Source organism: Xanthobacter sp. 91 (genome assembly GCF_000702385.1).
Classification (GTDB): Bacteria; Pseudomonadota; Alphaproteobacteria; order Rhizobiales; family Xanthobacteraceae; genus Xanthobacter; species Xanthobacter aminoxidans.
The window spans coordinates 3,118,058-3,141,960 of the sequence record NZ_JNIB01000001.1 but is presented as its reverse complement, the minus strand read 5'-3'; the positions used below and the strand labels follow the sequence as shown (position 1 = coordinate 3,141,960).

Below are 23,903 nucleotides of genomic sequence, written 5' to 3'. Positions count from 1 at the left end.
GCTATCGCTCACCCGTACCGGCATCACGAGCGGACGGGTTGAGGCATGGGGTCCCATTTCTTGCGGAACGTCGTGTCTGGCCTGCGCGGGCTTCTCGCCTGCGCGGCGCTGTCCGGCTCCGCTGCGGCCCATGGAGGCCACGACCATGGGACGCCACCGCCCCCTCAGGTGACGACGCTCGCTCCCCGCGTCGAGGCCGCCTCCGCCGATTTCGAGCTGGTGGCGGTGCTGCGCGACGGACTCCTGACGATCTATCTCGACCGCTTCGCCGACAATGCTCCGGTGGAGGGCGCTGCCGTCGAAGTGGACACGCCGGAGGGCTCACAGCCCGCAAAACCCGACGGCCCGGGCACCTATGTGTTGCCCGCGCCGTTCGCGGCGACGCCGGGCGCGCACGATATCGCCTTCACCGTCACGGCTGGCGACACGGTGGACGTGCTTGCCGGCACTCTGACCATTGGGCCGGCCGCACCTTCATCCGATGCGAGGCCGCCCGCGCCGGCGACGCTGGCGCTGATCGGCGGGACACCGTCCGGCGCGCTCGCGGGCGTTGCCGTGGGCCTCCTCATCGGTTTTCTCGCCGGGGCGCTTGTCGTATCGCGGCGGCGGGCGGGGAGGCTCCTCCTCCTCCTCCTTGGAGCGGTCGGCCTCGCGCTTGCCGGCCCACGCGACGCCCGGGCGGACGCGCCGAAGCCCGCTCCGCGCGACATGGCACAGCGCCTCCCCGACGGTTTGGTGATCGTGCCCAAGCCGACCCAGCGCATCCTCGGTGTGCGCACGCTCGTCACGGCTTCGGGCGCCTTCGCCGGCACGGTGGAATTACCCGGCCGCGTGGTGCCGGACGCCAATGCGAGCGGCCTGGTGCAAAGCGCAGTGGGCGGCCGCCTCGCGCCGCCCGAGGGCGGCTTCAAGCCGCTCGGAACGAAGGTCGCGGCAGGCGAAATCCTCGCCTACGTGCATCCGCCCATCGGCGCCTCCGACCTCAAGGACCTGGAGCAGCAGGGTTACGAGCTGGACCAGCAGATCGCCCTTGTGAAGCGCCGCTACGAGCGGCTCTCGGCCATTCCCAATGCCGTGACCCGCCGCGAGGTGGAGGAGGCCGAGATCGAGCTGAACGGCCTCAAGACCCGCCGGGCCAAGCTGGAGCGGGTGCAGCGTGAGCCGGAGGCCCTCCGCACGCCGGTCGCTGGGATCATCGCCACCGCCGATGCCGTGGCGGGGCAGATGGCGGACCCGAACACGGTGGTGTTCCGCATCGTCGACCCCGCCCGGCTCTGGGTGGAGGCGCTCGGCTTCTCGCCGGACGCAGGGCGATCGGGCGCCACCGGCCGGCTGCCGAACGGACGCACGGTGGACCTCAGTTTTCTGGGGGCGGGCATATCCGAACGCGCGCAGGCGCTTCCCCTCCTGTTCTCGGTCGCCTCGGATACCGGGGAGCTGCGCCCAGGCCAGTTCCTGACGGTATTCGCCGAGGCCGGCGCCCCGCGCATTGGCATCGCGATCCCCCGCTCTGCGGTGGTGCGCGGGGCGAACGGCCAATCGATCGTCTATGCGCACATCAGTGCCGAGCGCTTCGCCTCGCTCGAGGTGAAGACCCTGCCCCTCGACGCCTCCCGCGTGCTGGTGGTGGCGGGTCTCTCCCCCGGCCAGCGCATCGTCACCGATGGCGCCGAACTCATCGACCAGATCCGCTGAGGCCGGCCGATGTTCACCGTCCTCGTCACCCAGTCCCTGCGCCACCGCCTGCTGGTGCTGGCGCTCGCCGCCGTTCTGGTGGTCTACGGCGCCTATGCAGTGACGCGCTTGCCGGTGGACGTGCTGCCCGACCTCAATCGTCCCACCGTGACCATTATGACCGAGGCGGATGGGCTCGCCCCGGCCGAAGTCGAGCAACTCGTCACCTTCCCGCTCGAGACGGCGATGAACGGGCTGCCGGGCCTCATCCGCCTGCGCTCGGTGTCGGGCGTCGGCCTCTCCGTCCTCTATGTGGAATTCGACTTCGGCACCGACATCTTCCGCGACCGCCAGCAGATCGCCGAACGCCTTGCGCTGGTGCGGGACCGCCTGCCCGCGAACGTCTCGCCGCAGATGGGGCCGATCAGCTCCATCATGGGGCAGATCCTGATGTTCGCCGTGACCAGCGACACGGCCTCCCCCATGGCGGTGCGGGAGGCGGCTGATTTCGTCATCAGGCCCCGGCTCCTCGCCATTTCGGGTATCGCCCAGGTCATTCCCATGGGCGGCGACGTGCGGCAGTTCCGCGTCTCTCCGGACCTCGCCGCCATGCGGGCCAACGGCATCACGCTCGATGCGCTGGAAAAGGCACTCGCCCAGTTCGGCACCAATTCGGGCGGCGGCTTCGCCGACCAGAGCGGACGTGAGTTCCTGATCCGGAACATCGCCCGCACGCTCAGCCTCGACGACCTGAAGACCCTCGTGCTGCCCCGCCCCTCGGGAGGGAACGTCTTCCTCCACCAGATCGCGCAGGTGGACTACGCCGCGCGGCTGAAGCGCGGCGATGCCGGCTACATGGGGCGGCCGGCCCTGATCCTTTCGGTGGAGAAGCAGCCGGAGGCGGACACCCTCGCCCTCACGCATGCGGTGGAGGAGGCGGTAGCCGATCTCAACCGCACGCTGCCCGACGGCATCCGCATCTCCCCGCCCGTGTTCCGGCAGGCGGACTTCATCGCAGCCTCCATCGGCAATGTGGAGAAGGTGCTGATGGAAGCCATGGCGGTGGTCGCCGTGGTGCTGTTCGCGTTCCTGCTCAACTGGCGCACCACGCTCATTTCGCTCACCGCCATCCCGGTGTCGATCCTCACCACCGCCATCGTGTTTCACGCCTTCGGCCTCTCCATCAACACGATGACGCTAGGCGGCCTCGCCATCGCCATCGGCGAGTTGGTGGACGACGCCGTGGTGGACGTGGAGAACATCTTCCGGCGTTTGCGCGAGAATGCCGCCGCGGTCGCGCCCCGCCCCGTCTTCGATGTGGTGGTGGCGGCGAGCCGGGAGGTGCGCTCGGGCATCGTCTACGCAACGCTCATCATCGTGCTGGTGTTCGTGCCTCTGTTTGCGCTGCCCGGCATCGAGGGACGGCTGTTCGCCCCGCTGGGGCAGGCCTACATCGTCTCCATCCTCGCGAGCCTCGCCACCTCCATCACGCTGACGCCGGTGCTCGCCTTCTACCTGCTCCCGGCGATCAGCCGGCAGGCCGAGCGGGACGGCGCGCTGGTGCGCATGCTGAAGGGTGGGTACGCAGGGGTGCTCGCAAGCGCTTTCCGCCACCAGCGCCTCGTGATGGGAACGACGAGCCTGCTCTTCGTCGCAGCTCTCGCCGCTGCCGCCGGCCTGCCGCGCGCCTTCCTGCCGCCGTTCAACGAGGGTTCGCTGACCATCTCCATGTCGTTCCGTCCGGGGCTCTCGCTCGCCGAGAGCCACCGCATGGGGTTCATCGCCGAGGGCCTCATCCTGGAGGTTCCGGAGGTGAAGGCTGTCGGCCGGCGCACCGGGCGGGCGGAGCTGGACGAGCACGCCGAGGGCGTGCACGCCTCCGAGATCGAGGTGGACCTTTCCCCCTCCGCCCGCAGCCGCGCCGAGATCACCGCCGACATCCGCGACCAGCTCGCGGTCCTGCCAGCATCCTTCAACATCGGCCAACCCATCTCGCACCGGCTCGACCACATGCTCTCCGGCGTGCGGGCCGAGATCGCCCTGAAGCTGTTCGGCGAAGACCTCGACACCCTGCGCGCCACAGCGGACACTCTGCGCCAGCGCCTCGCCGCCATTCCCGGCCTCGTCGACCTGCAGGTGGAGCGGCAAGTGCGCGTGCCGGAGGTGACGGTGCGCGTGGATTATGGGCGCGCCGCCCTCTACGGCCTCCAGCCCGCCCAGGTGACGGACGCACTGGCGCGGCTCTCGAACGGTCGCGTGGTCTCGATCCTCGTGGACGGCAACCGGCGCTTCGACCTGATCATCCGCCTGCCCGACGCGACACGCAGCGCCGACGGACTGGCCGGCCTCCTCATCGAGACGCCTTCAGGCTGGATCCCCCTCTCGCAGGTGGCCGAAGTGAAGGAGACGGACGGGCCGAACCAGATCCTGCGTGAAGGCGGTCGGCGGCGCATCGTGGTACTGGCCAACACCTCCGGCGCACGGGACACGGCCGCCATCATCGCCGACATGCGCCGCGTCATCGGGGAGACGGCCCTTCCGACCGGAACTTCGGCCAGCCTTGAAGGCACCTTCGCCGCGCAGGAGGAATCCATGCGCACGATCGGCGGCCTTGCCGCTGTGTCCTTGCTGCTGGTCTTCGCCATCCTCTACAGCCGCTATCGCTCGGCGCTGTTCGCGCTGGTCATCATGGGCAGCGTGCCGCTGGCGCTCATCGGCGCGGTCCTCGCCCTGTGGCTGGCGGGTCAGCCGCTCTCGGTGGCGAGCATGATCGGTTTCGTCACGCTCACCGGCATCGCTGCGCGCAACGGCATCCTGAAGATCAGCCACGTCATCAATCTGGCCATAGCGGAGCGCCAGCCCTTCGGCCCCGCGCTCGTCATGCGCGGGAGCCTCGAGCGGCTGACCCCGGTGCTGATGACCGCGGTGTCCGCCGGAATCGCGCTGCTGCCGCTCATGAGCGGGGCCGAGGTGCCGGGCAAGGAGATCCTCCACCCTGTCGCCATCACGATCTTCGGCGGCCTCGTCAGCGCCACGCTGCTCGATGCGGTGCTCACCCCCGTGCTCGTCCTGCGATACGGCAGCCGTCCGCTCGAACGGCTGGTGACGGGCGCAGGCGAGACTTCCCCCATCCCCGACGCCGCCCGTGCGGACGCCTTCTGACGGAGCCTGCCATGATTTTCCGCCGCCTCGTTCCCGCAGCCCTCGCCCTTCCTCTTCTCGCCCTTCCCTTGCTTGCCACCCCTGTGTTCGCGCACGAGCCCGGTGCCGGAGCCAATGGCGGGGTGCGGGTGGATGCCGGGCGCTATCACGCCGAACTGGTGTCAGACGGTACCGCCACCGTCGCGCTCTATCTCAGCGACGGGTCCGACAAGCCCGTCGCGGCCGACGGCTTCAAGGCCAATGCCATCCTCGTGGTGGACGGCAAGGCCCAGCGCTTTCCGCTCGCTCCTGCTGGCGGCAACCGGCTGTCCGGCACCGCCGCCGTTGCCGTTCCCAAGGGGGTGAAGGGCGCCGTCCAGATCACCGCTCCGGACGGCTCCTCCGCCCAGGCCAAATACTGAAGACACCGTATCTCCCGGCCCGCCTTGTCTGCCCGGCGACGCGCCTAGGAAGCTGATCCAGAGGCTGACCATGACCCGACCGATTGCCTCCTCTCTCACTCGCCGCTCCTTCCTTGCGGGCAGCGCGGCAATGGGCGCGCTCGCCGTTTCCGGCGGGTGGAACCGCGCTCTCGCGGCTCCCCTTCTCAGCGTCGAGAGCGTGACGCTCGACGTGAACGGCAAGGCGGCCAAGGTGTTCACGGTGAAAGGCCCGGCTGGCGAAGGGATCTTCGCGAAGGAGGGCGAGCGCCTGACCGGAGCGGTCCTCAACGCCTCTGACACGCCCGCAGTGATGCATTGGCACGGCCAGCTCTTCGCTCCGGCGGACCAGGATCGCGCCCGTCCCGGCGGCGGCGAACTGGCGCCCGGTGAAACGGATCAGGTGGACTTCCTCCTGACGCCCGGCACCCACTGGATGCACTCCCACACGCTCAGCGAACAGCTGCTTCTCGCCGCCCCCCTCGTGACCCGGGAAGCCGATGCCGGGGATGTGCAGGATGTGGTGGTGATGCTGCATGACTTCTCCTTCCGGAGCCCGGAAGAGATCCTCGCCGATCTCGGCGGGAGCAGCACCCATGGCGGCCACGGCATGGGTGGCGCAATGCAGGGAATGGCCATGCCGGGAATGGGCCATTCAGGCCATGGAATGGGCGGCATGGGAGCTATGGGCGGGGGAGCTATGGGCGGCGGGATATCCGCGTCACCGCCCGCCGGCCAGATGAGCCACGGCATGGGTGGCGGGATGCCCGGAGGAATGGCCGGCGGCATGATGGCCCACGCCAACGATGTCGATTACGATGCCTTCCTCGCCAACCGGCGCACCCTCGCCGATCCGGAGATTGCGCAGGTGGAGAAGGGCAGCCGGGTGCGCCTGCGCATCATCAACGGCGGCACAGCCACCGTCTTCTTCATCACCGTGCCCGGCCTCAGGCCCAGATGCATCGCGGTGGATGGCTCGCCGTGCCTACCCGTTGAGGCGGATGTCTTTCCCCTGGCCCAGGGCCAGCGGATCGATCTCATCGTGGATATACCCGCGGGCGGCGGCGCTTTTCCCGTACTGGCCCATGTGGAGTCTTCGCCGCGCCGCACCGGCCTCGTCCTGGCGACCGCCGGGGCCTCCGTGGCGCGTATCGCCGAGAGCGCGGACCGGCCGCAGGGCCTTGTCGATCTCGCATTCGAGGCGCGCCTCGCGGCTGCGAAGCCGCTCGTGCCGCGCACAGCGGACCGGGTCATTCCCATCATGCTCGGAGAGGAGGCCGGCTACCGCTGGACCATCAACGGCCACATCTACGGCGAGGCCAAACCATTCCAGGTGAGCTCCGGCAAGCGGGTGGAACTGACGTTCATGAATCCCACCACCATGAGCCATCCCATGCACCTGCACGGCCATCATTTCCAGGTGGTCGGCATTGGTGGGAGGCGCTTCCCCGGGGCGGTCCGCGACACAGTGATGGTGCCCCCGCAAATGTCCGTCACGATCGCCTTCGACGCCGGGCCGAAGGGCGAATGGTTCCTCCATTGCCACCACCTCTACCACATGGCCACCGGAATGATGGCGGTAGTGAAGGTGGCCTGATCCCGCAGAGGAGAGACCGTCATGCACTACGATCAGATGATGAGCGGCGGCATGTGGGGGATGTGGCTCTTCGGCCTTCTCGTTCTGGCGCTTGTCGTGCTCGGCATCGCCGCGCTCATCAAGTATCTCGGGCGCTGAACGCGAAGCGCTGCCCGGAAAGGGCAGGGTCGAATTGTGAAGCTCGGAATTGTCTTCGCACGTAACCGTCGTTTTCAGGCCACGTTGCTGAGGGCGGGCTGTGCTGGGTAGGCCCATGGCATGAGGTCGTCGATGCGGCTGTTGGGGTGGCCGTTGAGGATGCGGGTGATAACGTCCGCGAGGTAGGCTTGGGGGTCGATTCCGTTGAGCTTGCAGGTCTCGACGAGCGAGGCGATGACGGCCCAGTGTTCGGCGCCGCCGTCGGAGCCGGCGAAGAGCGCATTCTTCCGGGTCAGAGCCAGAGGGCGGATGGAGCGCTCGACGATGTTGTTGTCCAGTTCGACGCGGCCGTCGTCGAGGAACAAGGTGAGGCCCTCCCAGCGCGAGAGCGCGTAGCGGATCGCCTCCGCGAGCTTGGTCTTCTGGCTGATCAGCGCCAGCTTCGCCCGCAGCCACGGCTCGAGAGCCTCGATGATCGGCTTGCTCTTCTCCTGGCGCGTGGCCCGGCGCTCATCCGAGGTTCGGCCACTGATCCCGACCTCGACGTGGTAGAGTTCCGCAATGCGCTGCAGGGCCTCGCTGGCGATCGGCGCGGGACCGCTCTGGGCGAGCTCGTAGAAGCGGCGCCGAACATGCGCCCAGCAGAACGCCAGGCTCACGGCGTTGCGTCCGGCCAGCGCCTTGTACCCGCCATAGCCATCGACCTGGAGGATGCCGCTGAAGCCGTCGAGGTGGGCGACGGGCCGCTCGCCCTTGCGGTCAGGGGCATAGACATAGGCGACGGCGGGCGGATCGGTGCCGCCCCAGGGCCGGTCGTCGCGGGCATAGGCGAAGAGCTGCCCGGTCTTGGTCCGGCCGCGTCCGGGATCGAGCACCGGCGCCGTGGTCTCGTCGGCGAACAGCTTGGGCGAGGTCTTGAGCACCGCCAGCAGCCGGTCATGCACGGGCCGCAGCAGGAAGGCCGCGCGCCCGACCCAGTCCGCCAGCGTCGAGCGGTCGAGCGCGATGCCCTGGCGCCCGTAGATCTGGGCCTGGCGGTACAGGGGCAGATGGTCGGCATATTTGGAGACGAGCACATGGGCAACGGTTGCCTCGGTCGGCAGTCCGCCCTCGATCAGCCGTGCCGGCGCCGGGGCCTGCACCACCACATCCGCGCAGGACCGGCAGGCATATTTCGGCCGGCGCACCACCAGGACGCGGAACTGGGCCGGCACCATGTCGAGCCGCTCGGCCACATCCTCGCCGATGCGGTGCAGCTTGCCGGAACAGCACGGGCAGAGGTCGCTCTCGATATCGACCACGGTCTCGATCCGCGGCAGATGGGCGGGCAGCGCTCCGCGGTTCGCACGGCGTTTGGCGACCCGCTCGGCCTTCTCGGCCGGCACCTGCGCCTCGGACGCAGCGAAGCCGGCGGCCTCGATCTGTTCGGCCTCTTCCAACGCCAGCAGCAGCTGGTCCTCAGGGAGGCTCTCCGCCCGCCGTCCGAAGCGGTGCCTCTGCAGCTCCTTGATGATCTGGCGCAGGCGCTCGATCTCCGCATCCCGCGCGATCAGCATCGCCTGGAGCGTCTCGGGATCACGGGGAAGCTCGGTGGAGAGCGAAGCCATGACCCGCAATGAATCATATTCGCCAGGCCCCTGCGAGCCTCTTCAACTGGCGGCGACCGGTGTCGTCGTACGCTGTGCCTCATGCACCCGCCGCCAGTCGAGGCCCTCGAGCAAAGCCTGGAGCTGGGCCGATGTCAGCTGCAGGATGCCGTCCTCTACCTTGGGCCAGCGGAACTCACCGTCCTCCAGCCGCTTCGCCACCAGCACGACACCGGTGCCGTCCCAGAACACCAGCTTCACCCTGTCGGCGCGCTTGGCCCGGAAGACGTACACCGTGCCGGAGAACGGATCGGCGCCCATGGTCTCACGCACCAAGGCCGCGAGCCCCTCCGCCCCTTTGCGGAAGTCCACCGGCCGCGTCGCCACCATGACGCGGACCGCGCCGCTCGAGCCGATCACGACCCGGCCTTCTGCGTGCCGATCACCGCCGCTATGGTGGCCGGCGAGGCCCCGTTCTCGATCATCACCCGGACCCCGGCGACGCCGACCTCGATCGTCGCCGCGCGACGTTGCCGGCCTCGCCGCTTCGGCCGTGACGGTGGGGCGGACGGCTCAGATGCGGGAGCCGGTTCCGGCGTGACAACGGCCGGCACGAACGCCGGGATCCTCTCGCTCGCCTTGCGCACCTCACGACGCCAGGTGAACAGCTGCTGTGGCGACAAGGCATGGCGCCGCGCCACGTCACTCACCGTCGCTCCAGCCTCGAAGCTCTCGGCGACAATCCGCGCCTTCTCCTCGAGAGCCCACTCCCGGCGACGCCCCGCTCCGGTGAAAACCTCGAATCGCCGCACCGGCTCCTCGGCACTCGATTTAAGCGTAAGCTCTGAAATCGTCATATGTCCAAGCCCTCCAGGCTCGGAACATCGCCCCCTCAGCCTCGACGGCGAAAGGTGGGCTCAGGGCTCCGCTTACCTTCGCACTCGTCTCGGCCGGGTCATTTTGGCGCCAGCACGCAGCTCGCCATGCTGCTCCTTGGCGCCATCGATCCGTGGATGATGGCCGGCCTGCTCTACCTCGGGGCAGGTGCTGGCCTCGCCGCCGTGCATCTGTCCCGGACCGCGCTCCGGCTGCCGGCGGTGGAAGCGCCGCTGCGGCGGACCGACGTGCCGTGGCTCGCGCTGGTGATCCTCACCGGCGGCGTCCTCGGCCCGCTGCTGCTCATGTTCGGCCTCGCCCGGACCGACGGCGCGAGCGCATCCCTTCTCCTCAAACTGGAAGGTGTGGCGACCATGGCCATCGCCTGGCTCGCCTTCCGCGAGAATGTGGACAGGCGCCTCCTTCTGGGCGCGTGATCCATGTCGCCTTTCGGCAGGTGGTGAGCCTGGACTGGGCACGGCATCGGGCCGGACCTGCCTCTGCTCTCCTCCACCGACTGGCGTGCGGCCGCGCTCTCGGCGATGACGCGGCTGGCCATGTTCAGGCTCGGGCTCGGGATGCTCACCACGCTCGCGGCCTTTGGCTTGCGGGCCGGCGGAGGTGGTGCTTTCGATATTGGGCTGAGGCCGCGCCCGATTGGCACGGCGGCGGCGTCCGCAGGAGAGGTCACGCTCGCCCCGCCCTGCCTCCCGATCGAGCGCGGGAGGAGAAGCGAGAATCTGTTGGCGTCTGCACGCCCAGTGTCATCCAGGAGAAGCCGACAGCCCGCCCGCGCGCACGCTGGTTCTGGTGATGACCCGACATCACGAATATGCTTTCCGCGACTCGACGGACGGCCGATTATCGTGTGTTTTCTTGGATTTAGGTGGCGCGCCGGGGAAGATTCGAACTCCCGACCCCCAGATTCGTAGTCTGGTGCTCTATCCAGCTGAGCTACCGGCGCCTGTGCCCGTGACCGGCGGACCGGTCGGGAAAGCGAGGAGCTTTCCGGGGCGTTCGCGGCTTGGAATTCCGCGAGGCCCGTCTGCTACCCCTTTTTATGGGAGGGTGCAAGGCCCCCGGCCCGCATCGCTCATGAGACCGGCCGGAAAGAGCGCGCCTTGTGGAAAACTCGGCCCGCTCACGCCCGGATGCGTTCCCGTCGGTGATGCCGGCTCTCCGGCTGGTCGGGGATGGTGATGCGGAAGGCGGTGCCGATCTTGGTGTCGAGCAGGCGGATGTGGCCGCCGTGGGCCCGCACCAGTTCGTCGGCGATGGGCAGGCCGAGCCCCGTGCCGCCGCGCCGGGCAGAGGAGACGAAGGCCTCGAACAGATGCTCTCGCCGCGCCGCGGGAATGCCCGGCCCGGTGTCGCTGAGCTCGATCTCCACCACCGGCCCCTTGCGGCGGGCGCGGACGCGGATCTGGTCGCGCTCGGGATCGAGCGGGGCGCGCGCCTCGAGCGCCTGGAGGGCGTTGCGGGTGATGTTGAGGATGACCCGGAACAGTTGATCAGGATCGGCATCGGCGGTGAGTCCGCGCTCCACGTCTGCCACCCAGCCGACCCCCGCGCTGCCACCGGGCGAGAGGCCGAGGGTTTCGCGCACCTCCTCGAACAGATGGGCGAGTTCCACGTCGCGCCGCTCCGGCAGGGGCTCCTTGGCGCGACCGTAGGACAGGGTCTGCTCGCAATAATGGATGGCGCGGTCGAGGGCAGCGAGCAGCTTCGGCGCGAAGCGCTGCACGGTCGGATCCGGCACCGATGCAAGGCGGTCCGAGAGCAGCTGCGCCGAGGACAGCAGATTGCGCAGATCGTGGTTGATCTTGGACACGGCAAGGCCCAGCGCCGCGAGGTGGCTCTTCTGGTGCAGGGTGTGGGAGAGCTCGCGCTGCAATTCCTCGAGCGCCTCCTCGGCGGTGCCGATCTCGTCGGAGCGGCCGGAGGGCACGATGATGCGCGAGGCGTCCTCCGGATCCTCGCGGAAGGCGGACATGCGCTCGGTGAGGCGGCGCATGGGCCGCACGAACAGCCAGTTGAGGCTCACATAGACCAGCACGCCCGCCACGACAGCCACGGCGAGCGAGATGAGCAGTACGGTCGCTGCGAAGCGCAGCAGCGCCACGCGCAGCGGGGTCTCGCTGAGCACGATCTCGATGAAGTCGGCCCCCCGCGGCGGTTCGCCGACGATGCGCAGGATGCGGCCGTTGTCGGCGACGAGCGTGTCGAAGGCATCATGCACCGCGCCCCAGAGCGTGGTCTCGCGCATGTCGATGTGCACGTCCGCCTCGGGCGGCATGTCGGAGGCAGCAAGGAGGCGCCGGGTGCCCTCCCGCTTCACCACGATCACCTTGGCGCCCACGCTGTCGAGAAGCTCGCGGGTCATGTCCACCGTCACGCCGTCCTGTGGCGCGGCGTCGAGCACGAGGGCGGCGGTGCGGGCGGCGGCGAGGCGGTCGGACAGCCAGGCGATGCGGTAATTGGCGATGGTGGGCACCAGCACGGCGATTTCCGCCGTGGCCACCACGGCCACCGTCAAGGCGAGCAGTTTTGCCGACAAGCCGAGGCTCCACCGGCGGCGCTTGGGCGCCGGTGCCTCCTCGGGCTTATGGCTCCTCGGCTCGAACATCGTATCTGATACGGGGGGAAGGCCCGTCCCGGATCCCTCGGGCCCATTGCACGAAGGGATCAGCGTTAAGACATAGGCAACCATCGGGGAACGGGCCAGAGCAACCTCAATTTGAGGTAAACGGCCGAAACGGCAGCGCTTTCGCTTGCCAGCCCGTCAGCATACGGGCGCGAGGCTTTCGCCCTACTCTTCCTCGCCGAACCGGTCGCCGACGAGGGTGCCGAGGGCGTCGAGCACGTCGGACGCCTCCCGGCCGGTGGCGGTGACGGTGACGCAGGTGCCGGGCCCGGCGGCCAGCATCATCAGGCCCATGATGGAATTGCCGCCCACCGCCTCGCCGCTGCGGCACACCGTGACCATGGCGTCGAAGCGCTCCACGGTCTGTACGAACTTGGCGGAGGCGCGGGCGTGGAGGCCGCGTTTGTTGATGATGGGAAGCACGCGCACCAGCGCCTCGGGCGCGATAGGCCGGCCGCAGGCGATGGCCGGATCGTCGGAACAGCCGCCCGCCGCGCAACCGGCGTCGGCGAAAAGCTCAGTTACCGGAGAGGACGCGGCTTGCGACATTGATGTATTTCCTACCGGCTTCCTGGGCGACGTCCACGGCCTGGGCCAGCGGCATCTCCCCACGCACCTTGGCGAGCTTGACCAGCATGGGCAGGTTGATGCCCGCGACCACCTCGACATCCGGCGTGTTCATCACCGAAATCGCGAGGTTCGAGGGGGTTCCGCCGAACATGTCGGTGAGGATCACCACCCCGTCGCCGGTGCGCACGCGATCCACCGCCTCGATGATGTCCTGGCGCCGCCGCTCCATGTCGTCTTCGGGACCAATGGTGACAGCGGCGATCTGGGCCTGCGGGCCCATCACGTGCTCCAGAGCGGAGCAGAATTCGTCTGCCAGACGGCCGTGTGTGACGAGGACGAGACCGATCATGCTTCCTCCGCCCTCATCTTCCCCCTGATGAAGGCCTCCCGCGCTGCGGGACGGCCATATTCAGAGCGGCTCAAAAATTACGCAAGGGGTGCAACGCACAAAAGCACATTTAGTTTTCGTAAGCTCGCGTCTTGAGAATGCAAGCGATTACGACAGGCGCCAGGTCCAGGCTGAAGATCGGAGTTCTAGGGATTTCAATGCCTTGAATCTGTTCCCGAAGCTCGGCCGGGTCGGGCATGCGGACCATTTCCGATGCCGCCAGATCGACCACATGCCGCACTGCGACGGAGGGACGGTGTTCCATCCGCCTCACACCAATACCGCGCAACTCGATCAGGCCTGCAAGTAAAGGAGGCGGTCGGGCGATCAGCATACCATCCTCCACCGCAAGCACCACCCGGTCGTCCGCCACCAGCTCGGCCGGCGGCAGGGCGCGGGGGGCATCGAGGATGAGCCTCAGCGCCAGCATGGACTTGCCGGAGCCCGAGGGGCCGCGGATGAGAAGCCCCACGTCCCCCACGGCGACGCAGCTTGCGTGGATGGTGGGTGGCGCGGCCCCGGTCACGGTCAGCTGGTGGGCAGGCGCACGACGAAGCGCGCGCCGGTGACGTGGGGGGTGCCATCGGGATCGGTGGCGGTGCGGTTCTCGGCCCAGATGCGCCCGCCGTGGGCTTCCACGATCTGCCGCGAGATGGAGAGGCCGAGGCCGGAATTCTGGCCGAAGCCCTGGTGCGGGCGATCCGTGTAGAAGCGCTCGAAGATGCGCGAGAGCGCATCTGGGCGAATGCCCGGCCCGTCGTCGTCCACGGTGATCTCCGCCCCGTCCTTGAGGCGGCGGCAGGTGACGCGCACCGAACCGCCCTGCGGCGAGAAGGAGCGGGCGTTGGAGACGAGATTGTCCACCACCTGGCCGAGGCGCGAGGAGTGGCCGGCGATGTTGTAGTCCTGCGGCGCCCCCGCCGCGCGATCGAAGGCGAGGGAAACGCTGACCCCGTCATCCTTGCGCACGTCCTGGGCGAGGCCCACCACCATCTCCAGAAGCTGCTTCAGGTCCACCGTAACCGCTTCCTGCCGTTGCAGCTCCGCGTCCAGGCGGCTGGCGTCGGAGATGTCGGAGATGAGGCGGTCGAGACGCTTCACGTCATGCTGGATCACCTCCAGCAGGCGCGAGCGGGAGGAATCGGTCTTCGCGAGGGGCAACGTCTCCACCGCGCTGCGCAGGGAGGTGAGCGGATTCTTCAATTCGTGCGCCACATCCGCCGCGAAGCTCTCGATGGCCTCGATGCGGTTGTAGAGCGCGCTCGTCATGTCGCGCAGGGCGCCGGAGAGGTGGCCGATCTCGTCGGCGCGGGCGGTGAAATCGGGAATTTCCACCCGGGTCTTGATGCGCCGGCGCACCCGCTCCGCCGCGGCGGCGAGCTTGCGCACCGGATCGGCGATGGTGCCGGCCAGCAGCACGGAGAGCAGTACCATCACCGCCGCCGCCACCAGGAAGACGCGGACGATGACGAAGCGCTCGGCCTTCACCGCCGCATCGATCTCGCCGCTCTGGGTGGAGAGCAGCAGCACGCCCAGGATGGCGCGGAAGCGCTGGATGGGCACGGCAACCGAGACCACCACCTGCCCGCGCTCGTCCACCCGCACCTCGCTGGCCTTGGTGCCGAGCGCGGCGGAGGCGACCTCCGGATAGTTCTTGCCGGCCTGCGGCCCCATCTCGCGGTAAAGCGGCAGGTCGCCACGGCCGAGCCAGAGCTGGATGCCGAGCCACGCGCGCTCCAGGAAGCCGGGCTTGGGCTCATTGGGCGAGGGCAGGTCGAAGCGCAGGATCTCGCCGCGGGAATAGAGCGAGCGCGAATCCAGCAGCAGTTGGCCTTCCCGGTCATAGATGCGGGCGCGGGTGCGGGTCGGGCCGACGAGGCGGCGCAGCACTGGGGCCACGCGCTCGGGATTGATGGGGAATTCCAGCGGCGCGAAGCCGTCCTCGGGGCCGTAGCTCTCGCCCGCCTGCAATTCCAGCAGGCGGTCGGGGTCGAGCGTGATGGCGTTGGTCTCGACCTGCGCGGAGGAAGCGATGGCGGCGGCGATGATCTCGCCCTGCACCAGAAGGCTCTGGATGCGCGCGTCGATGAGGCCGGAGCGGAATTCCGACAGATACAGGATGCCCGACACCAGCGCGCACAGGCCCGCAAGGTTCAGGAGCACGATGCGCCGCGTGAGCGACGAGAAGCCCTTGAACGCCACGAAGCGGCGCACGCGCCGAACGGTGGCGAGAATGCCCGCCGGCTCGCTCGGACGCTCCAGCGGCGCCTCGTTGGTCTCGACCGTCATGTGGTGCCGAACCTGCCGCGCGCGGCCCGGATCACTCCTTGAACCGGTAGCCGACGCCGTACAGGGTCTCGATCATCTCGAACGAATCGTCCACCGACTTGAACTTCTTGCGCAGCCGCTTGATGTGGCTGTCGATGGTGCGGTCGTCCACATAGACCTGATCGTCATAGGCCGCGTCCATGAGGGCGTTGCGGCTCTTGACCACGCCGGGACGCTGGGCGAGCGCCTGGAGGATCAGGAACTCGGTGACGGTGAGCGTCACCGGCTCGGCCTTCCAGGTGCAGGTGTGGCGCTCGGGGTCCATGCGCAGGTTGCCGCGCTCCAGCACCTTGGCGCTGTCCACCTCGCGCGGGGCGGCACCGTCCTTGGCGCCGGCGCGGCGCAGCACCGCCTTCACCCGCTCCACCAGCAGGCGCTGGGAGAAGGGCTTCTTGATGAAATCGTCGGCGCCCATCTTGAGGCCGAACAGCTCGTCGATCTCCTCGTCCTTGGAGGTGAGGAAGATCACCGGCATGTCGGTCTTCTGGCGCAGGCGGCGGAGCAGCTCCATGCCGTCCATGCGAGGCATCTTGATGTCGAGGATGGCGAGGTCCGGCGGGTTGGTCTTGAACCCGTCCAGGGCCGAGGCGCCGTCCGTGTAGGTGTCGATGCGGTAGCCCTCCGCCTCCAGAGCGATGGAGACCGAGGTCAGGATGTTGCGGTCGTCGTCGACGAGGGCGATCGTGGGCATGACACCTCTTTAAAGCCGTCCGGAAAGCGGACCGTTGAACACGGGCCTTCAAGCCAGCCATCTGTTGCGGCCTCTCACTGCGGTGAACCGCGTTCGCGTGGCCGAAATGTGACACACAAGACTCGATCGATGCAAAATAGCGGGATTCTCCACCGACACCAAATGGCGGCCGCCGAATACCCTTAATCAAGCTTTCCCTTTCCGTGTGTCCCTTACGGAAGGTTCGGGCGTCCGGTTGCGCCCCTCCCCTTGCGCCCGCCCGCCGCCCCGGAGCATCGTGGCACCGCCCCGCAGGAGGAGCCCCATGACCAAGCCGTCCGCGACCGCCGTCCGCCACCTCGTGCGCGAGGCCCGCTTCGGCGCCCTTGCAACGCTGGAGGGTGACGACGCGCCCTACGCCTCCCTGGTGGCAATCTCCACGGACCCGGAGGGCCGCCCGACCCTGCTCATCTCCCGCCTCGCCCGGCACACCCGCAACATCGCGGGCGATGCCCGCGTCTCCCTCCTTGTCTCGGCGGCCGGCGCCGAGGACCCGCTGAACGCGCCCCGCGCCAGCCTCATCGGCCGCATCGTCCCCGCCCCTGCCCCGGAGGTCCGCGCGCGCTATCTCGCCCGGCACGAAGCCGCGGCGGGATATGCGGATTTCACGGATTTCGCCTTTTACGCCATCGACATCACCGAGGCGCACCTGGTCGAGGGCTTCGGCCGCATCGTGGACGTGCCGGGGGAAAAGCTGCTCACCGGCTGGCAGGGGGCGGAGGCACTGGCCGAAGGGGTGGACGGCGTGATCGCGCACATGAATGCGGACCATGCCGATGCCGTCCGCCTCTACGCCACCGTGCTCCTCGGCGCGCCGGAGGGCGACTGGCGCCTGCTCTCCCTCGATCCCGAGGGGTGCGAACTGATCTGCGGCGATCTCGTGCGCCGGCTCGACTTTACCAGACGGGTGGAAGACCTTGCTGCAGTGCGGCAAGAACTGGTGAAGCTGGTGAACGACGCACGGCGTGGAACTGCGGCCTGAATTTAAACGTTTAGCCTCCGTTTGTCGGAGTTTCCTTGGCGCTCAACTCCCTCTAGCGTGCGCGACGCGGCTTCGAGGGATGCGCAAAGACGTCCCCGGCCCGACACCGCCCGCATAACTCTACGAGAGCGGGACGGCGGATGAATGCCGGCGTCACGCCGGCGGGAACTGTGGAGGAATCTTCCGTGCTCGAAACCGGTCACCGGAACAGCGCCTGCGGCGCGGACACTTTCGGCCTCAAGCATCTTACGGCGGTCCACTGGAATCTGCTCGAGCCCGAGCTCTACGAGCATGCGCTCGCGCACAAGGAAGGGCACCTGTCCTCCGGCGGCGCGCTGATGGCCGAGACCGGCGCCCACACCGGCCGCAGCCCCAAGGACAAGTTCGTGGTGCGCGACGCCACGACCGAGGGCGAGGTCTGGTGGGACAATAACGGCGCCATCACGCCGGAGCAGTTCGAGACGCTCTATCAGGACTTCCTGAAGGAGGCCGAGGACAAGACCCTGTTCGCGCAGGACCTCTATGGCGGCGCAGATCCGGCCTCCCGCATCAAAGTGCGCGTCTATACCGAGTTCGCGTGGCACTCCCTGTTCATCCGCACCATGCTGCGCCGCCCCGAACGGGCCGAGCTGGACGGCTTCGTGCCGGAGATGACCATCATCGACCTGCCGTCCTTCAAGGCCGACCCGGCGCGCCACGGGGTTCGCTCGGAGACGGTGATCGCGGTGGACTTCACCCGCGGCATCGTGCTCATCGGCAACTCGTCCTATGCGGGCGAAATGAAGAAGTCGGTGTTCACCGCCCTCAACTACATCCTGCCGAAAAAGGGCATCATGCCCATGCACTGCTCGGCGAACGTAGGCGACGCGGGCGATGTCTGCCTGTTCTTCGGCCTGTCGGGCACCGGCAAGACCACGCTGTCCGCCGATCCCAACCGCACGCTCATCGGCGACGACGAGCACGGATGGAGCCAGGACGGCGTGTTCAATTTCGAGGGCGGCTGCTACGCCAAGACCATCCGCCTCTCCGCCGAGGCCGAGCCCGAAATCTTCGCCGCCTCCAACCGCTTCGGCACGGTGCTGGAGAATGTGGTGCTGGACAAGGTGACGCGGGTGCCGGACTTCGACGACGGCAGCCTCACCGAAAACACCCGCTCCTGCTATCCCCTCGCCTTCATCCCCAATGCCAGCCCCACCGGCCGCGCGGGCCAGCCGAAGAATGTGGTGATGCTCACGTGCGACGCCTTCGGCGTGCTGCCGCCCATCGCGCGGCTGAGCCCGGCGCAGGCCATGTATCACTTCCTCTCCGGCTACACCGCGAAGGTCGCGGGCACCGAGAAGGGGGTGAAGGACCCGGAAGCCACCTTCTCCACCTGCTTCGGCGCGCCCTTCATGCCGCGCCATCCCTCCGTGTATGGCAATCTGCTGCGCGATCTCATCGCGGAACATGGCGTGGACTGCTGGCTGGTGAACACCGGCTGGACCGGCGGCAAGTTCGGCACCGGGCGGCGCATGCCCATCAAGGTCACGCGCACGCTCCTCACCGCCGTGCTGGACGGTTCGCTCAAGGGCGCCTCGTTCCGCACCGATCCTTATTTCGGCTTCGAGGTGCCCACTTCCGTGCCGGGCATCGAGCCGCACATCCTTTATCCGTCCAAGACCTGGGCCGATAAAGCGGACTTCGACGCCACCGCGCGGCGGCTGGTGAACATGTTCCGCGAGAACTTCGCCCGCTTCGAGACCCATGTGGATGCCGCCGTGCGCGACGCCCAGCCCCAGGTGCGCATCGCCGCCGAGTGAGCGGCGGTCTTCGCAGGCTCCAGACGCAAAAAGGCCCGGCGCGCTGCGCCGGGCCTTTCCGTTTGAGAGGGAAATGTTTCAGCCGCGACGGCGCTGCTGGCCGAGGCCCATCTGCTTGGCGAGCTCCGAGCGGGCGGCGGCATAGTTGGGGGCGACCATGGGATAGTCGGCCGGCAGGCCCCACTTCTCGCGATACTGCTCGGGGGTCATGTCGTAGCGCGTGCGCAGGTGGCGCTTCAGCGACTTGAACTTCTTGCCGTCCTCCAGGCAGATGATGAAGTCCGCGTTCACGGAACGCTTCACCGCCACCGCCGGCTTGAGCGGCTCGGCGTCGGCCGGCGCCTCGCCGGTGCCGAGGCGCGTGAGCGCGTTGAAAACGTCGTTGATGAGGGCCGGCAGCTCGGCCGCGGCAACCGTGTTGTTGCCGACGTAGGCGGAGATGATATCCGTCGCGAGCTCGATGAAGGCCGTCTGTTCCGTGGTGTCGCTCATGGGACCTGCTTCGCGTTGAGATGGCGTGAGATGACGAATGCGCGGTCGGTCAGGTTTCGCGCTTCCGAACAATCAGGACATGCAATCGGCGGGCGGATCGGGAGAACTCGGCGTATGCGATCAAGGTGGGGTCCAGTGCTGCCAAGGCGTCACCAAGACGCAAGGCACCACCAGGACGCTTTCGCCGCGCCCCGCTGCGCTCGTCCGCAGACACACAGTGTACGAACCTCGGACAGTGTACGTACCCTGAACAGTCGCCCGCGCACGGATGCTGCGAAGACGGCTATAAGTCCGTGTTAGTTTCGTGTTTTCAACTTTGCAACCGATATTTCCGCAATACGGCTCGTCTTCTTGATTTGTCGCAATATCGCAAATCTGCACTACCGGCCCGGCGTGCTGCCGCCCGGGCCATCCCGTCCCTCGATCCAGCCGCGCGCATGTGTGATCGCATGCAGCCTTGCCGTCGCCATATGGAATGCCTACCTCTGCGACAAATCAGACTGGGGTTCTTCCATGTCCACCTCTGCCCCTTCCGACGCGGACCACACCAAGGTCGTGAAGAGCGAAAGCGAATGGCGCTCCTGCCTCACGCCCGAGCAGTTCCGAATCGCCCGTCAGGCTGGCACCGAGCGCGCCTTCACCGGCCCCTACTGGGACGAGAAGCGCGCCGGCCTTTATTCCTGTGTCGCCTGCGGCACGCCGCTGTTCCGCTCCGAAAGCAAGTACAATTCCGGTACGGGCTGGCCGAGCTTCTTCCAGCCGGTGTCGCCTGAGGCGGTCGTGACCCATGAGGACGTCTCCCACGGCATGCGCCGCATCGAGGTGCGCTGCGCATCCTGCGACAGCCATCTCGGCCATGTCTTTCCGGATGGCCCGGCGCCGACCGGCCTGCGTTTCTGCATGAACGGCACCGCCCTCTCCCTGAAGCCGGACGAGGCAGACCGTGGCGTCTGAGCCCCCGCGCGCCCCTCGCCGTCCGTCGACCCGCACCGTCCACGGCCTTTCCCTCACCGATGACTACGCCTGGCTGCGCGCCGACAACTGGCGCGCCGTCATGCGCGACCCGTCCGTGCTCGACGGCGACATCCGGGCCTATCTCGAGGCCGAGAATGCCTATGCGGACGCCTGGTTCGCTCCGCTTGGCGACCTCAAGGGAAAGCTGGTCGCCGAGATGCGCGGGCGCATCAAGGAGGATGATTCCTCCGTGCCCGCGCCGGACGGCCCCTTCGCCTATTATTCCCGCCACCGGGAGGGGGGCCAGCATCCCCTCGCCTGCCGCAAGGCGCTGCCGGACGGGGCGGAGGCCATCCTCCTCGACGGCGACAGGGAAGCCGCGGGCAAGGCCTATTTTCACTTTGGCCACTGGCGGCACAGCGCCGATCACCGCCGCCTCGCCTATTCCGCCGACACCTCCGGCTCCGAACTCTATTCCCTTCGCGTCCGCGATCTCGCGACCGGCGCCGACCTTCCCGACGCCATCGAGGAGACCACCGGCGACCTGCTGTGGAGCGCCGACGGCAGCGTGCTCTATTACATCCGCCGGGATGCCGAGCACCGCCCGTCCCTCGTCTTCCGCCATGTCATCGGCACTGCGCCGGAGACGGACACGCTGATCTACGAGGAGCCGGACAAGGGCTTCTTCGTCTCGCTGGGGGAAACCCAGTCCCGCCGCTACGGGCTGATCGCGTGCGGCGACCACGAGACGTCCGAGGTCCACCTTCTGGACCTTCAGGACCCGAACGCCGCCCCGCGCTGCATCGCGCCGCGCACCGAGGGCGTGCGCTACGAGGTGGAGCACCACCCCGACCTTGGCGGCGTCGATACCCTGATCTTCCTGACCAATGCGGACGGCGCCGAGGATTTCAAGATCACCACGGCCCCCGTCGCCACGCCGGGGCGGGAGCACTGGAGCGATCTCGTCCCGCATCGCTCGGGCTGCATGATCCTGAGCCACACGGTGTTCAGCGGCCACATGGCGCGCCTTGAGCGCGAAGGCGGACTGCCGCGCATCGTCATCCGGGCGCTGGCCGACGGCGCGGAACACGCCATCGCCTTCGACGAGGAGGCCTATGCGCTGGGCATGTCGGCGGGATACGCCTTCGACACGACGCAGTTGCGCTTCACCTATGCGTCCATGACCACCCCGTCCGAGGTGTGGGACTATGACATGGCGAGCCGCCGGCGGGAGATGCTGAAGCGGCAGGAAGTGCCCTCCGGCCACGACCCGGCGCATTATGTGACGCGCCGCCTGATGGCCCCGGCGCCGGACGGCGAAACCGTGCCGGTCTCCCTGCTCTACCACAAGGACACGCCGCTCGACGGCTCCGCCCCGTTGCTGCTCTACGGTTATGGCGCCTACGGAATCACCATTCCCGCCGGCTTCGCCACCAACCGGCTGTCGCTGGTGGATCGCGGCTTCATCTATGCCATCGCCCATATCCGCGGCGGCACGGACAAGGGCTGGCGCTGGTATGCCGACGGCAAGCTGGCGAAGAAGACCAACACCTTCACCGACTTCGTCGCCGCGGCCGAGCATCTGGTCGCCGAGGGCTTCACCCGGCCCGAGCGCATCGTCGCCCAGGGTGGCTCGGCAGGCGGAATGCTGATGGGGGCGGTGGCGAATCTCCGGCCCGACCTGTTCGCCGGCATCGTCGCCGAGGTGCCGTTCGTGGACGTTCTCGCGACCATGCTGGACGACACCCTGCCCCTCACCCCGCCGGAATGGCCGGAGTGGGGCAATCCCATCGCCGACGAAGCGGCCTTTCACCGAATCCGGGGCTATTCGCCGGTCGATAATGTGAAGGCGCAGGCTTACCCCTCCATCTTCGCCCTCGCCGGGCTCACCGATCCGCGCGTCACCTATTGGGAGCCGGCGAAATGGGTGGCGCGGCTGCGGGCGGCGGATACCGGAGCCCGGCCGATCCTGCTGCGGACCAACATGGATGCAGGCCATGGCGGCGCCGCCGGGCGGTTCGACCGGCTGGACGAGGTCGCCCTCGTCTACCTCTTTGCCCTGAGAACGGTTGGCCGCGCCGGCTGAGGCGTGGCCATTCACAGGGGAAGAGCGAGCCTTTCCCCAAGGACATTTGCGCGGCGGACGGCTTCCGGCTATCCAGAGCGCGCTGTCGATCGACATGCGAGTGAGGGGGCGGCTCCGCGCATTTAAAGGCATGCTGTGATGGGCCGTCTGGATCGCTACATCTTCTCCACGGCGGCTGTCGCCTTCCTGGGGGTCGTGGTCGTGCTCGCCGGGATGATCTGGGCGACGCAGGCGCTGCGCCAGCTCGACCTGGTGACCAGCCAGGGCCAGACCATCATCGCCTTCATCGCCATCACCAGCCTCACCATGCCGACCCTGGTGCTGGTGATCGCACCCGCCGCTCTGTTCATCGCCACCGCCTACACGCTGCTGAAGCTCAACGGCGACAGCGAGATCGTGGTGATGGCGGCCGCCGGCATGGGGCCGTGGCGCCTGCTACGCCCGCTCATCCTGCTGGCGATTCTCGTCTCCCTGTTCTGCTCCTCCCTCGCCGTCCATGTGGTGCCGGCCAGCCTCACCAGCTTCCGCGAGCAGGTGACGAAGGTGCGCGCGGACGTGGTGTCCTTCGTCGCCCAGCCCGGCCGCTTCGTGAACCTGACGCAGGGCCTCGTCTTTCACGTGCGCGAGCGCTCCGCCAACGGCGTGATGCGCGGCATCTTCATCAATGACGCCCGCGAGAAGGAGGTTTCCACATACCTCGCGGATCGCGGCCAGATCGTCGAGAGCAAGGCCGGCATCTTCCTGGTGCTGGAGAACGGCTCCATTCACCGGCGTGGCGGCGACCTCTGGAAGACCGAGGCGACGCCCCAGCCGACGCCCGAGGAGGCCCGCGCCGCCGCCCGTGCCAAGCTCGCCGCCCGGAACGGGGGGGGACAGGCCACCAAACCCGCCGATTCGTCCGCGCCCGCCCCGGCGGCTCCCGCAACCCCGGCCGGTGACCAGAAGCAGGGACGCTCCGACAGCAAGGCCGCCAATTCCTCGGTGGTGGAGTTCCAGCGCTACGCCTTCGATCTGTCGTCGCTGGCGCCGGACAACAAGGGCGTGGACATCAAGCCCATGGAGCGGCCGCTGTCCTATGTGATGAACCCGCCGGCCGAGGACATGTATGTCCGCTTTTTCCCCGGACGATATCGGGAGGAGCTGCACAAGCGCCTCTCGGCGGGGCTCTATCCCATGGCCTTCTTCGCCATCGCCGCCGCGGCGCTGGCCCAGCCGCGCACCACCCGCCAGAGCCGGGGCGCGGCGCTCACCTCCATCATCCCCGCCATGGGGCTGGTGCAGATCGGCAATTTCGCCATCGCCGGTCAGTTGAAGGCCAACGCCGCCGCGGTGCCGCTGATCTATGCGCTGCCCATCGTCACCGTCATCATCTGCGCCATGGTGCTCCAGGGCTGGATCCGCCTCGCCCCGCCGGCGGCGCTGACGGCGCTCGGCGCCTCCATCCGCGCGCGATTCTCGCGGCGGGCAGCGGCCTGACG

19 protein-coding genes, 1 tRNA gene and 1 pseudogene are annotated in these 23,903 nt (G+C 68.2%); 10 read left to right on the top strand and 11 right to left on the bottom strand.

Annotation, left to right across the window (positions count from 1 at the left end; genetic code table 11):
- The first annotated feature begins 45 nt into the window (after nt 1–45).
- The 4 genes from A37E_RS0114785 to A37E_RS0114770 all read left to right on the top strand — a co-directional run bounded on the left by A37E_RS0114785 (nt 46) and on the right by A37E_RS0114770 (nt 6,852).
- A complete protein-coding gene (locus A37E_RS0114785; RefSeq protein WP_029557305.1) occupies nt 46–1,695 on the top strand; it encodes an HlyD family efflux transporter periplasmic adaptor subunit in 1,650 nt (549 codons plus the stop codon).
- Nucleotides 1,696–1,704: 9 nt separating this feature from the next.
- Complete coding sequence (locus tag A37E_RS0114780) at nt 1,705–4,836, top strand: efflux RND transporter permease subunit (protein ID WP_029557304.1); 3,132 nt, start codon at nt 1,705–1,707, stop codon at nt 4,834–4,836.
- Between the two features lie 11 nt (nt 4,837–4,847).
- Nucleotides 4,848–5,237, top strand: coding sequence for a hypothetical protein (locus tag A37E_RS0114775; protein WP_029557303.1), 390 nt, complete (start codon nt 4,848–4,850; stop codon nt 5,235–5,237).
- A 70-nt stretch (nt 5,238–5,307) separates the two neighbouring features.
- Nucleotides 5,308–6,852 carry a multicopper oxidase domain-containing protein gene (locus A37E_RS0114770; RefSeq protein WP_029557302.1) on the top strand — a complete coding sequence of 515 codons (1,545 nt, stop codon included), beginning with the start codon at nt 5,308–5,310 and terminating at the stop codon, nt 6,850–6,852.
- Between the two features lie 212 nt (nt 6,853–7,064).
- On the opposite strand, the gene A37E_RS0114760 is transcribed toward A37E_RS0114770, so the two are convergent.
- Genes A37E_RS0114760 through A37E_RS0114750 form a run of 3 tightly spaced genes read right to left on the bottom strand, consistent with a single transcriptional unit; the run spans nt 7,065 to nt 9,433 of the window.
- Nucleotides 7,065–8,597, bottom strand: coding sequence for an IS66 family transposase (locus tag A37E_RS0114760; RefSeq protein WP_029557301.1), 1,533 nt, complete (start codon nt 8,595–8,597; stop codon nt 7,065–7,067).
- 42 nt (nt 8,598–8,639) lie between these two features.
- Complete coding sequence (tnpB, locus tag A37E_RS0114755) at nt 8,640–8,996, bottom strand: IS66 family insertion sequence element accessory protein TnpB (protein ID WP_029557300.1); 357 nt, start codon at nt 8,994–8,996, stop codon at nt 8,640–8,642.
- A complete protein-coding gene (locus A37E_RS0114750) occupies nt 8,993–9,433 on the bottom strand; it encodes a transposase (protein WP_029557299.1) in 441 nt (146 codons plus the stop codon). The genes tnpB and A37E_RS0114750 overlap by 4 nt, the downstream gene beginning before the upstream one ends.
- Before the next feature lie 54 nt (nt 9,434–9,487).
- Here A37E_RS0114750 and A37E_RS0114745 point away from each other — a divergent pair.
- Nucleotides 9,488–9,886: pseudogene (locus tag A37E_RS0114745) on the top strand (DMT family transporter); the annotation flags it as partial.
- Between the two features lie 453 nt (nt 9,887–10,339).
- On the opposite strand, the gene A37E_RS0114740 reads toward A37E_RS0114745, so the two are convergent.
- The 7 genes from A37E_RS0114740 to A37E_RS0114710 form a co-directional block, all read right to left on the bottom strand.
- Nucleotides 10,340–10,416, bottom strand: a tRNA-Arg gene (locus tag A37E_RS0114740).
- 177 nt (nt 10,417–10,593) lie between these two features.
- Entirely contained in the window at nt 10,594–12,078 is a 1,485-nt protein-coding gene (locus A37E_RS0114735) for a HAMP domain-containing sensor histidine kinase (protein WP_081837602.1), read from the bottom strand.
- 183 nt (nt 12,079–12,261) lie between these two features.
- Nucleotides 12,262–12,561, bottom strand: coding sequence for an HPr family phosphocarrier protein (locus A37E_RS0114730; protein ID WP_029557296.1), 300 nt, complete (start codon nt 12,559–12,561; stop codon nt 12,262–12,264).
- Nucleotides 12,562–12,613: 52 nt separating this feature from the next.
- Nucleotides 12,614–13,015 (bottom strand): PTS sugar transporter subunit IIA, encoded by a 402-nt coding sequence (locus A37E_RS0114725; RefSeq protein WP_024277703.1) that lies wholly within the window; start codon nt 13,013–13,015, stop codon nt 12,614–12,616.
- Between the two features lie 109 nt (nt 13,016–13,124).
- Nucleotides 13,125–13,580, bottom strand: coding sequence for an HPr kinase/phosphatase C-terminal domain-containing protein (locus tag A37E_RS0114720; protein WP_029557295.1), 456 nt, complete (start codon nt 13,578–13,580; stop codon nt 13,125–13,127).
- Between the two features lie 2 nt (nt 13,581–13,582).
- Nucleotides 13,583–15,343 carry a sensor histidine kinase gene (locus tag A37E_RS0114715; RefSeq protein ID WP_051679044.1) on the bottom strand — a complete coding sequence of 587 codons (1,761 nt, stop codon included), beginning with the start codon at nt 15,341–15,343 and terminating at the stop codon, nt 13,583–13,585.
- A gap of 31 nt (nt 15,344–15,374) precedes the next feature.
- The gene (locus A37E_RS0114710) at nt 15,375–16,073 is read right to left on the bottom strand and encodes a response regulator transcription factor (RefSeq protein ID WP_029557293.1); all 699 of its coding nucleotides are present in this window, start codon (nt 16,071–16,073) and stop codon (nt 15,375–15,377) included.
- Nucleotides 16,074–16,377: 304 nt separating this feature from the next.
- On the opposite strand from A37E_RS0114710, the gene A37E_RS0114705 reads away from it, so the two are divergent.
- Entirely contained in the window at nt 16,378–17,094 is a 717-nt protein-coding gene (locus A37E_RS0114705; RefSeq protein WP_029557292.1) for a DUF2470 domain-containing protein, read from the top strand.
- 185 nt (nt 17,095–17,279) lie between these two features.
- Entirely contained in the window at nt 17,280–18,893 is a 1,614-nt protein-coding gene (locus tag A37E_RS0114700) for a phosphoenolpyruvate carboxykinase (protein WP_029557291.1), read from the top strand.
- 78 nt (nt 18,894–18,971) lie between these two features.
- Here the strand turns inward: A37E_RS0114700 and A37E_RS0114695 are convergent, their stop codons facing one another.
- Complete coding sequence (locus tag A37E_RS0114695; protein WP_024277697.1) at nt 18,972–19,385, bottom strand: MucR family transcriptional regulator; 414 nt, start codon at nt 19,383–19,385, stop codon at nt 18,972–18,974.
- 513 nt (nt 19,386–19,898) lie between these two features.
- On the opposite strand from A37E_RS0114695, the gene msrB reads away from it, so the two are divergent.
- From msrB to A37E_RS0114680, 3 genes are all read left to right on the top strand, one after another.
- Nucleotides 19,899–20,339 (top strand): peptide-methionine (R)-S-oxide reductase MsrB, encoded by a 441-nt coding sequence (gene msrB / locus A37E_RS0114690; RefSeq protein ID WP_029557290.1) that lies wholly within the window; start codon nt 19,899–19,901, stop codon nt 20,337–20,339.
- Nucleotides 20,329–22,425 carry a S9 family peptidase gene (locus A37E_RS0114685; RefSeq protein WP_029557289.1) on the top strand — a complete coding sequence of 699 codons (2,097 nt, stop codon included), beginning with the start codon at nt 20,329–20,331 and terminating at the stop codon, nt 22,423–22,425. Before msrB ends, A37E_RS0114685 begins: the two co-directional genes overlap by 11 nt.
- Nucleotides 22,426–22,563: 138 nt before the next feature.
- Nucleotides 22,564–23,901, top strand: a complete 1,338-nt coding sequence (locus tag A37E_RS0114680; protein ID WP_029557288.1) for an LptF/LptG family permease — start codon at nt 22,564–22,566, stop codon at nt 23,899–23,901.
- The last annotated feature ends 2 nt before the right edge of the window (nt 23,902–23,903 follow it).

Bases quoted from the DNA above. Each gene is read 5' to 3' on its own strand.
- A37E_RS0114785 (WP_029557305.1), top strand. From the start codon at position 46: ATGGGGTCCCATTTCTTGCGGAACGTCGTGTCTGGCCTGCGCGGGCTT.
- A37E_RS0114780 (WP_029557304.1), top strand. From the start codon at position 1,705: ATGTTCACCGTCCTCGTCACCCAGTCCCTGCGCCACCGCCTGCTGGTG.
- A37E_RS0114775 (WP_029557303.1), top strand. From the start codon at position 4,848: ATGATTTTCCGCCGCCTCGTTCCCGCAGCCCTCGCCCTTCCTCTTCTC.
- A37E_RS0114770 (WP_029557302.1), top strand. From the start codon at position 5,308: ATGACCCGACCGATTGCCTCCTCTCTCACTCGCCGCTCCTTCCTTGCG.
- A37E_RS0114760 (WP_029557301.1), bottom strand. From the start codon at position 8,597: ATGGCTTCGCTCTCCACCGAGCTTCCCCGTGATCCCGAGACGCTCCAG.
- A37E_RS0114750 (WP_029557299.1), bottom strand. From the start codon at position 9,433: ATGACGATTTCAGAGCTTACGCTTAAATCGAGTGCCGAGGAGCCGGTG.
- A37E_RS0114735 (WP_081837602.1), bottom strand. From the start codon at position 12,078: ATGTTCGAGCCGAGGAGCCATAAGCCCGAGGAGGCACCGGCGCCCAAG.
- A37E_RS0114725 (WP_024277703.1), bottom strand. From the start codon at position 13,015: ATGATCGGTCTCGTCCTCGTCACACACGGCCGTCTGGCAGACGAATTC.
- A37E_RS0114715 (WP_051679044.1), bottom strand. From the start codon at position 15,343: ATGACGGTCGAGACCAACGAGGCGCCGCTGGAGCGTCCGAGCGAGCCG.
- A37E_RS0114710 (WP_029557293.1), bottom strand. From the start codon at position 16,073: ATGCCCACGATCGCCCTCGTCGACGACGACCGCAACATCCTGACCTCG.
- A37E_RS0114705 (WP_029557292.1), top strand. From the start codon at position 16,378: ATGACCAAGCCGTCCGCGACCGCCGTCCGCCACCTCGTGCGCGAGGCC.
- A37E_RS0114695 (WP_024277697.1), bottom strand. From the start codon at position 19,385: ATGAGCGACACCACGGAACAGACGGCCTTCATCGAGCTCGCGACGGAT.
- msrB (WP_029557290.1), top strand. From the start codon at position 19,899: ATGTCCACCTCTGCCCCTTCCGACGCGGACCACACCAAGGTCGTGAAG.
- A37E_RS0114680 (WP_029557288.1), top strand. From the start codon at position 22,564: ATGGGCCGTCTGGATCGCTACATCTTCTCCACGGCGGCTGTCGCCTTC.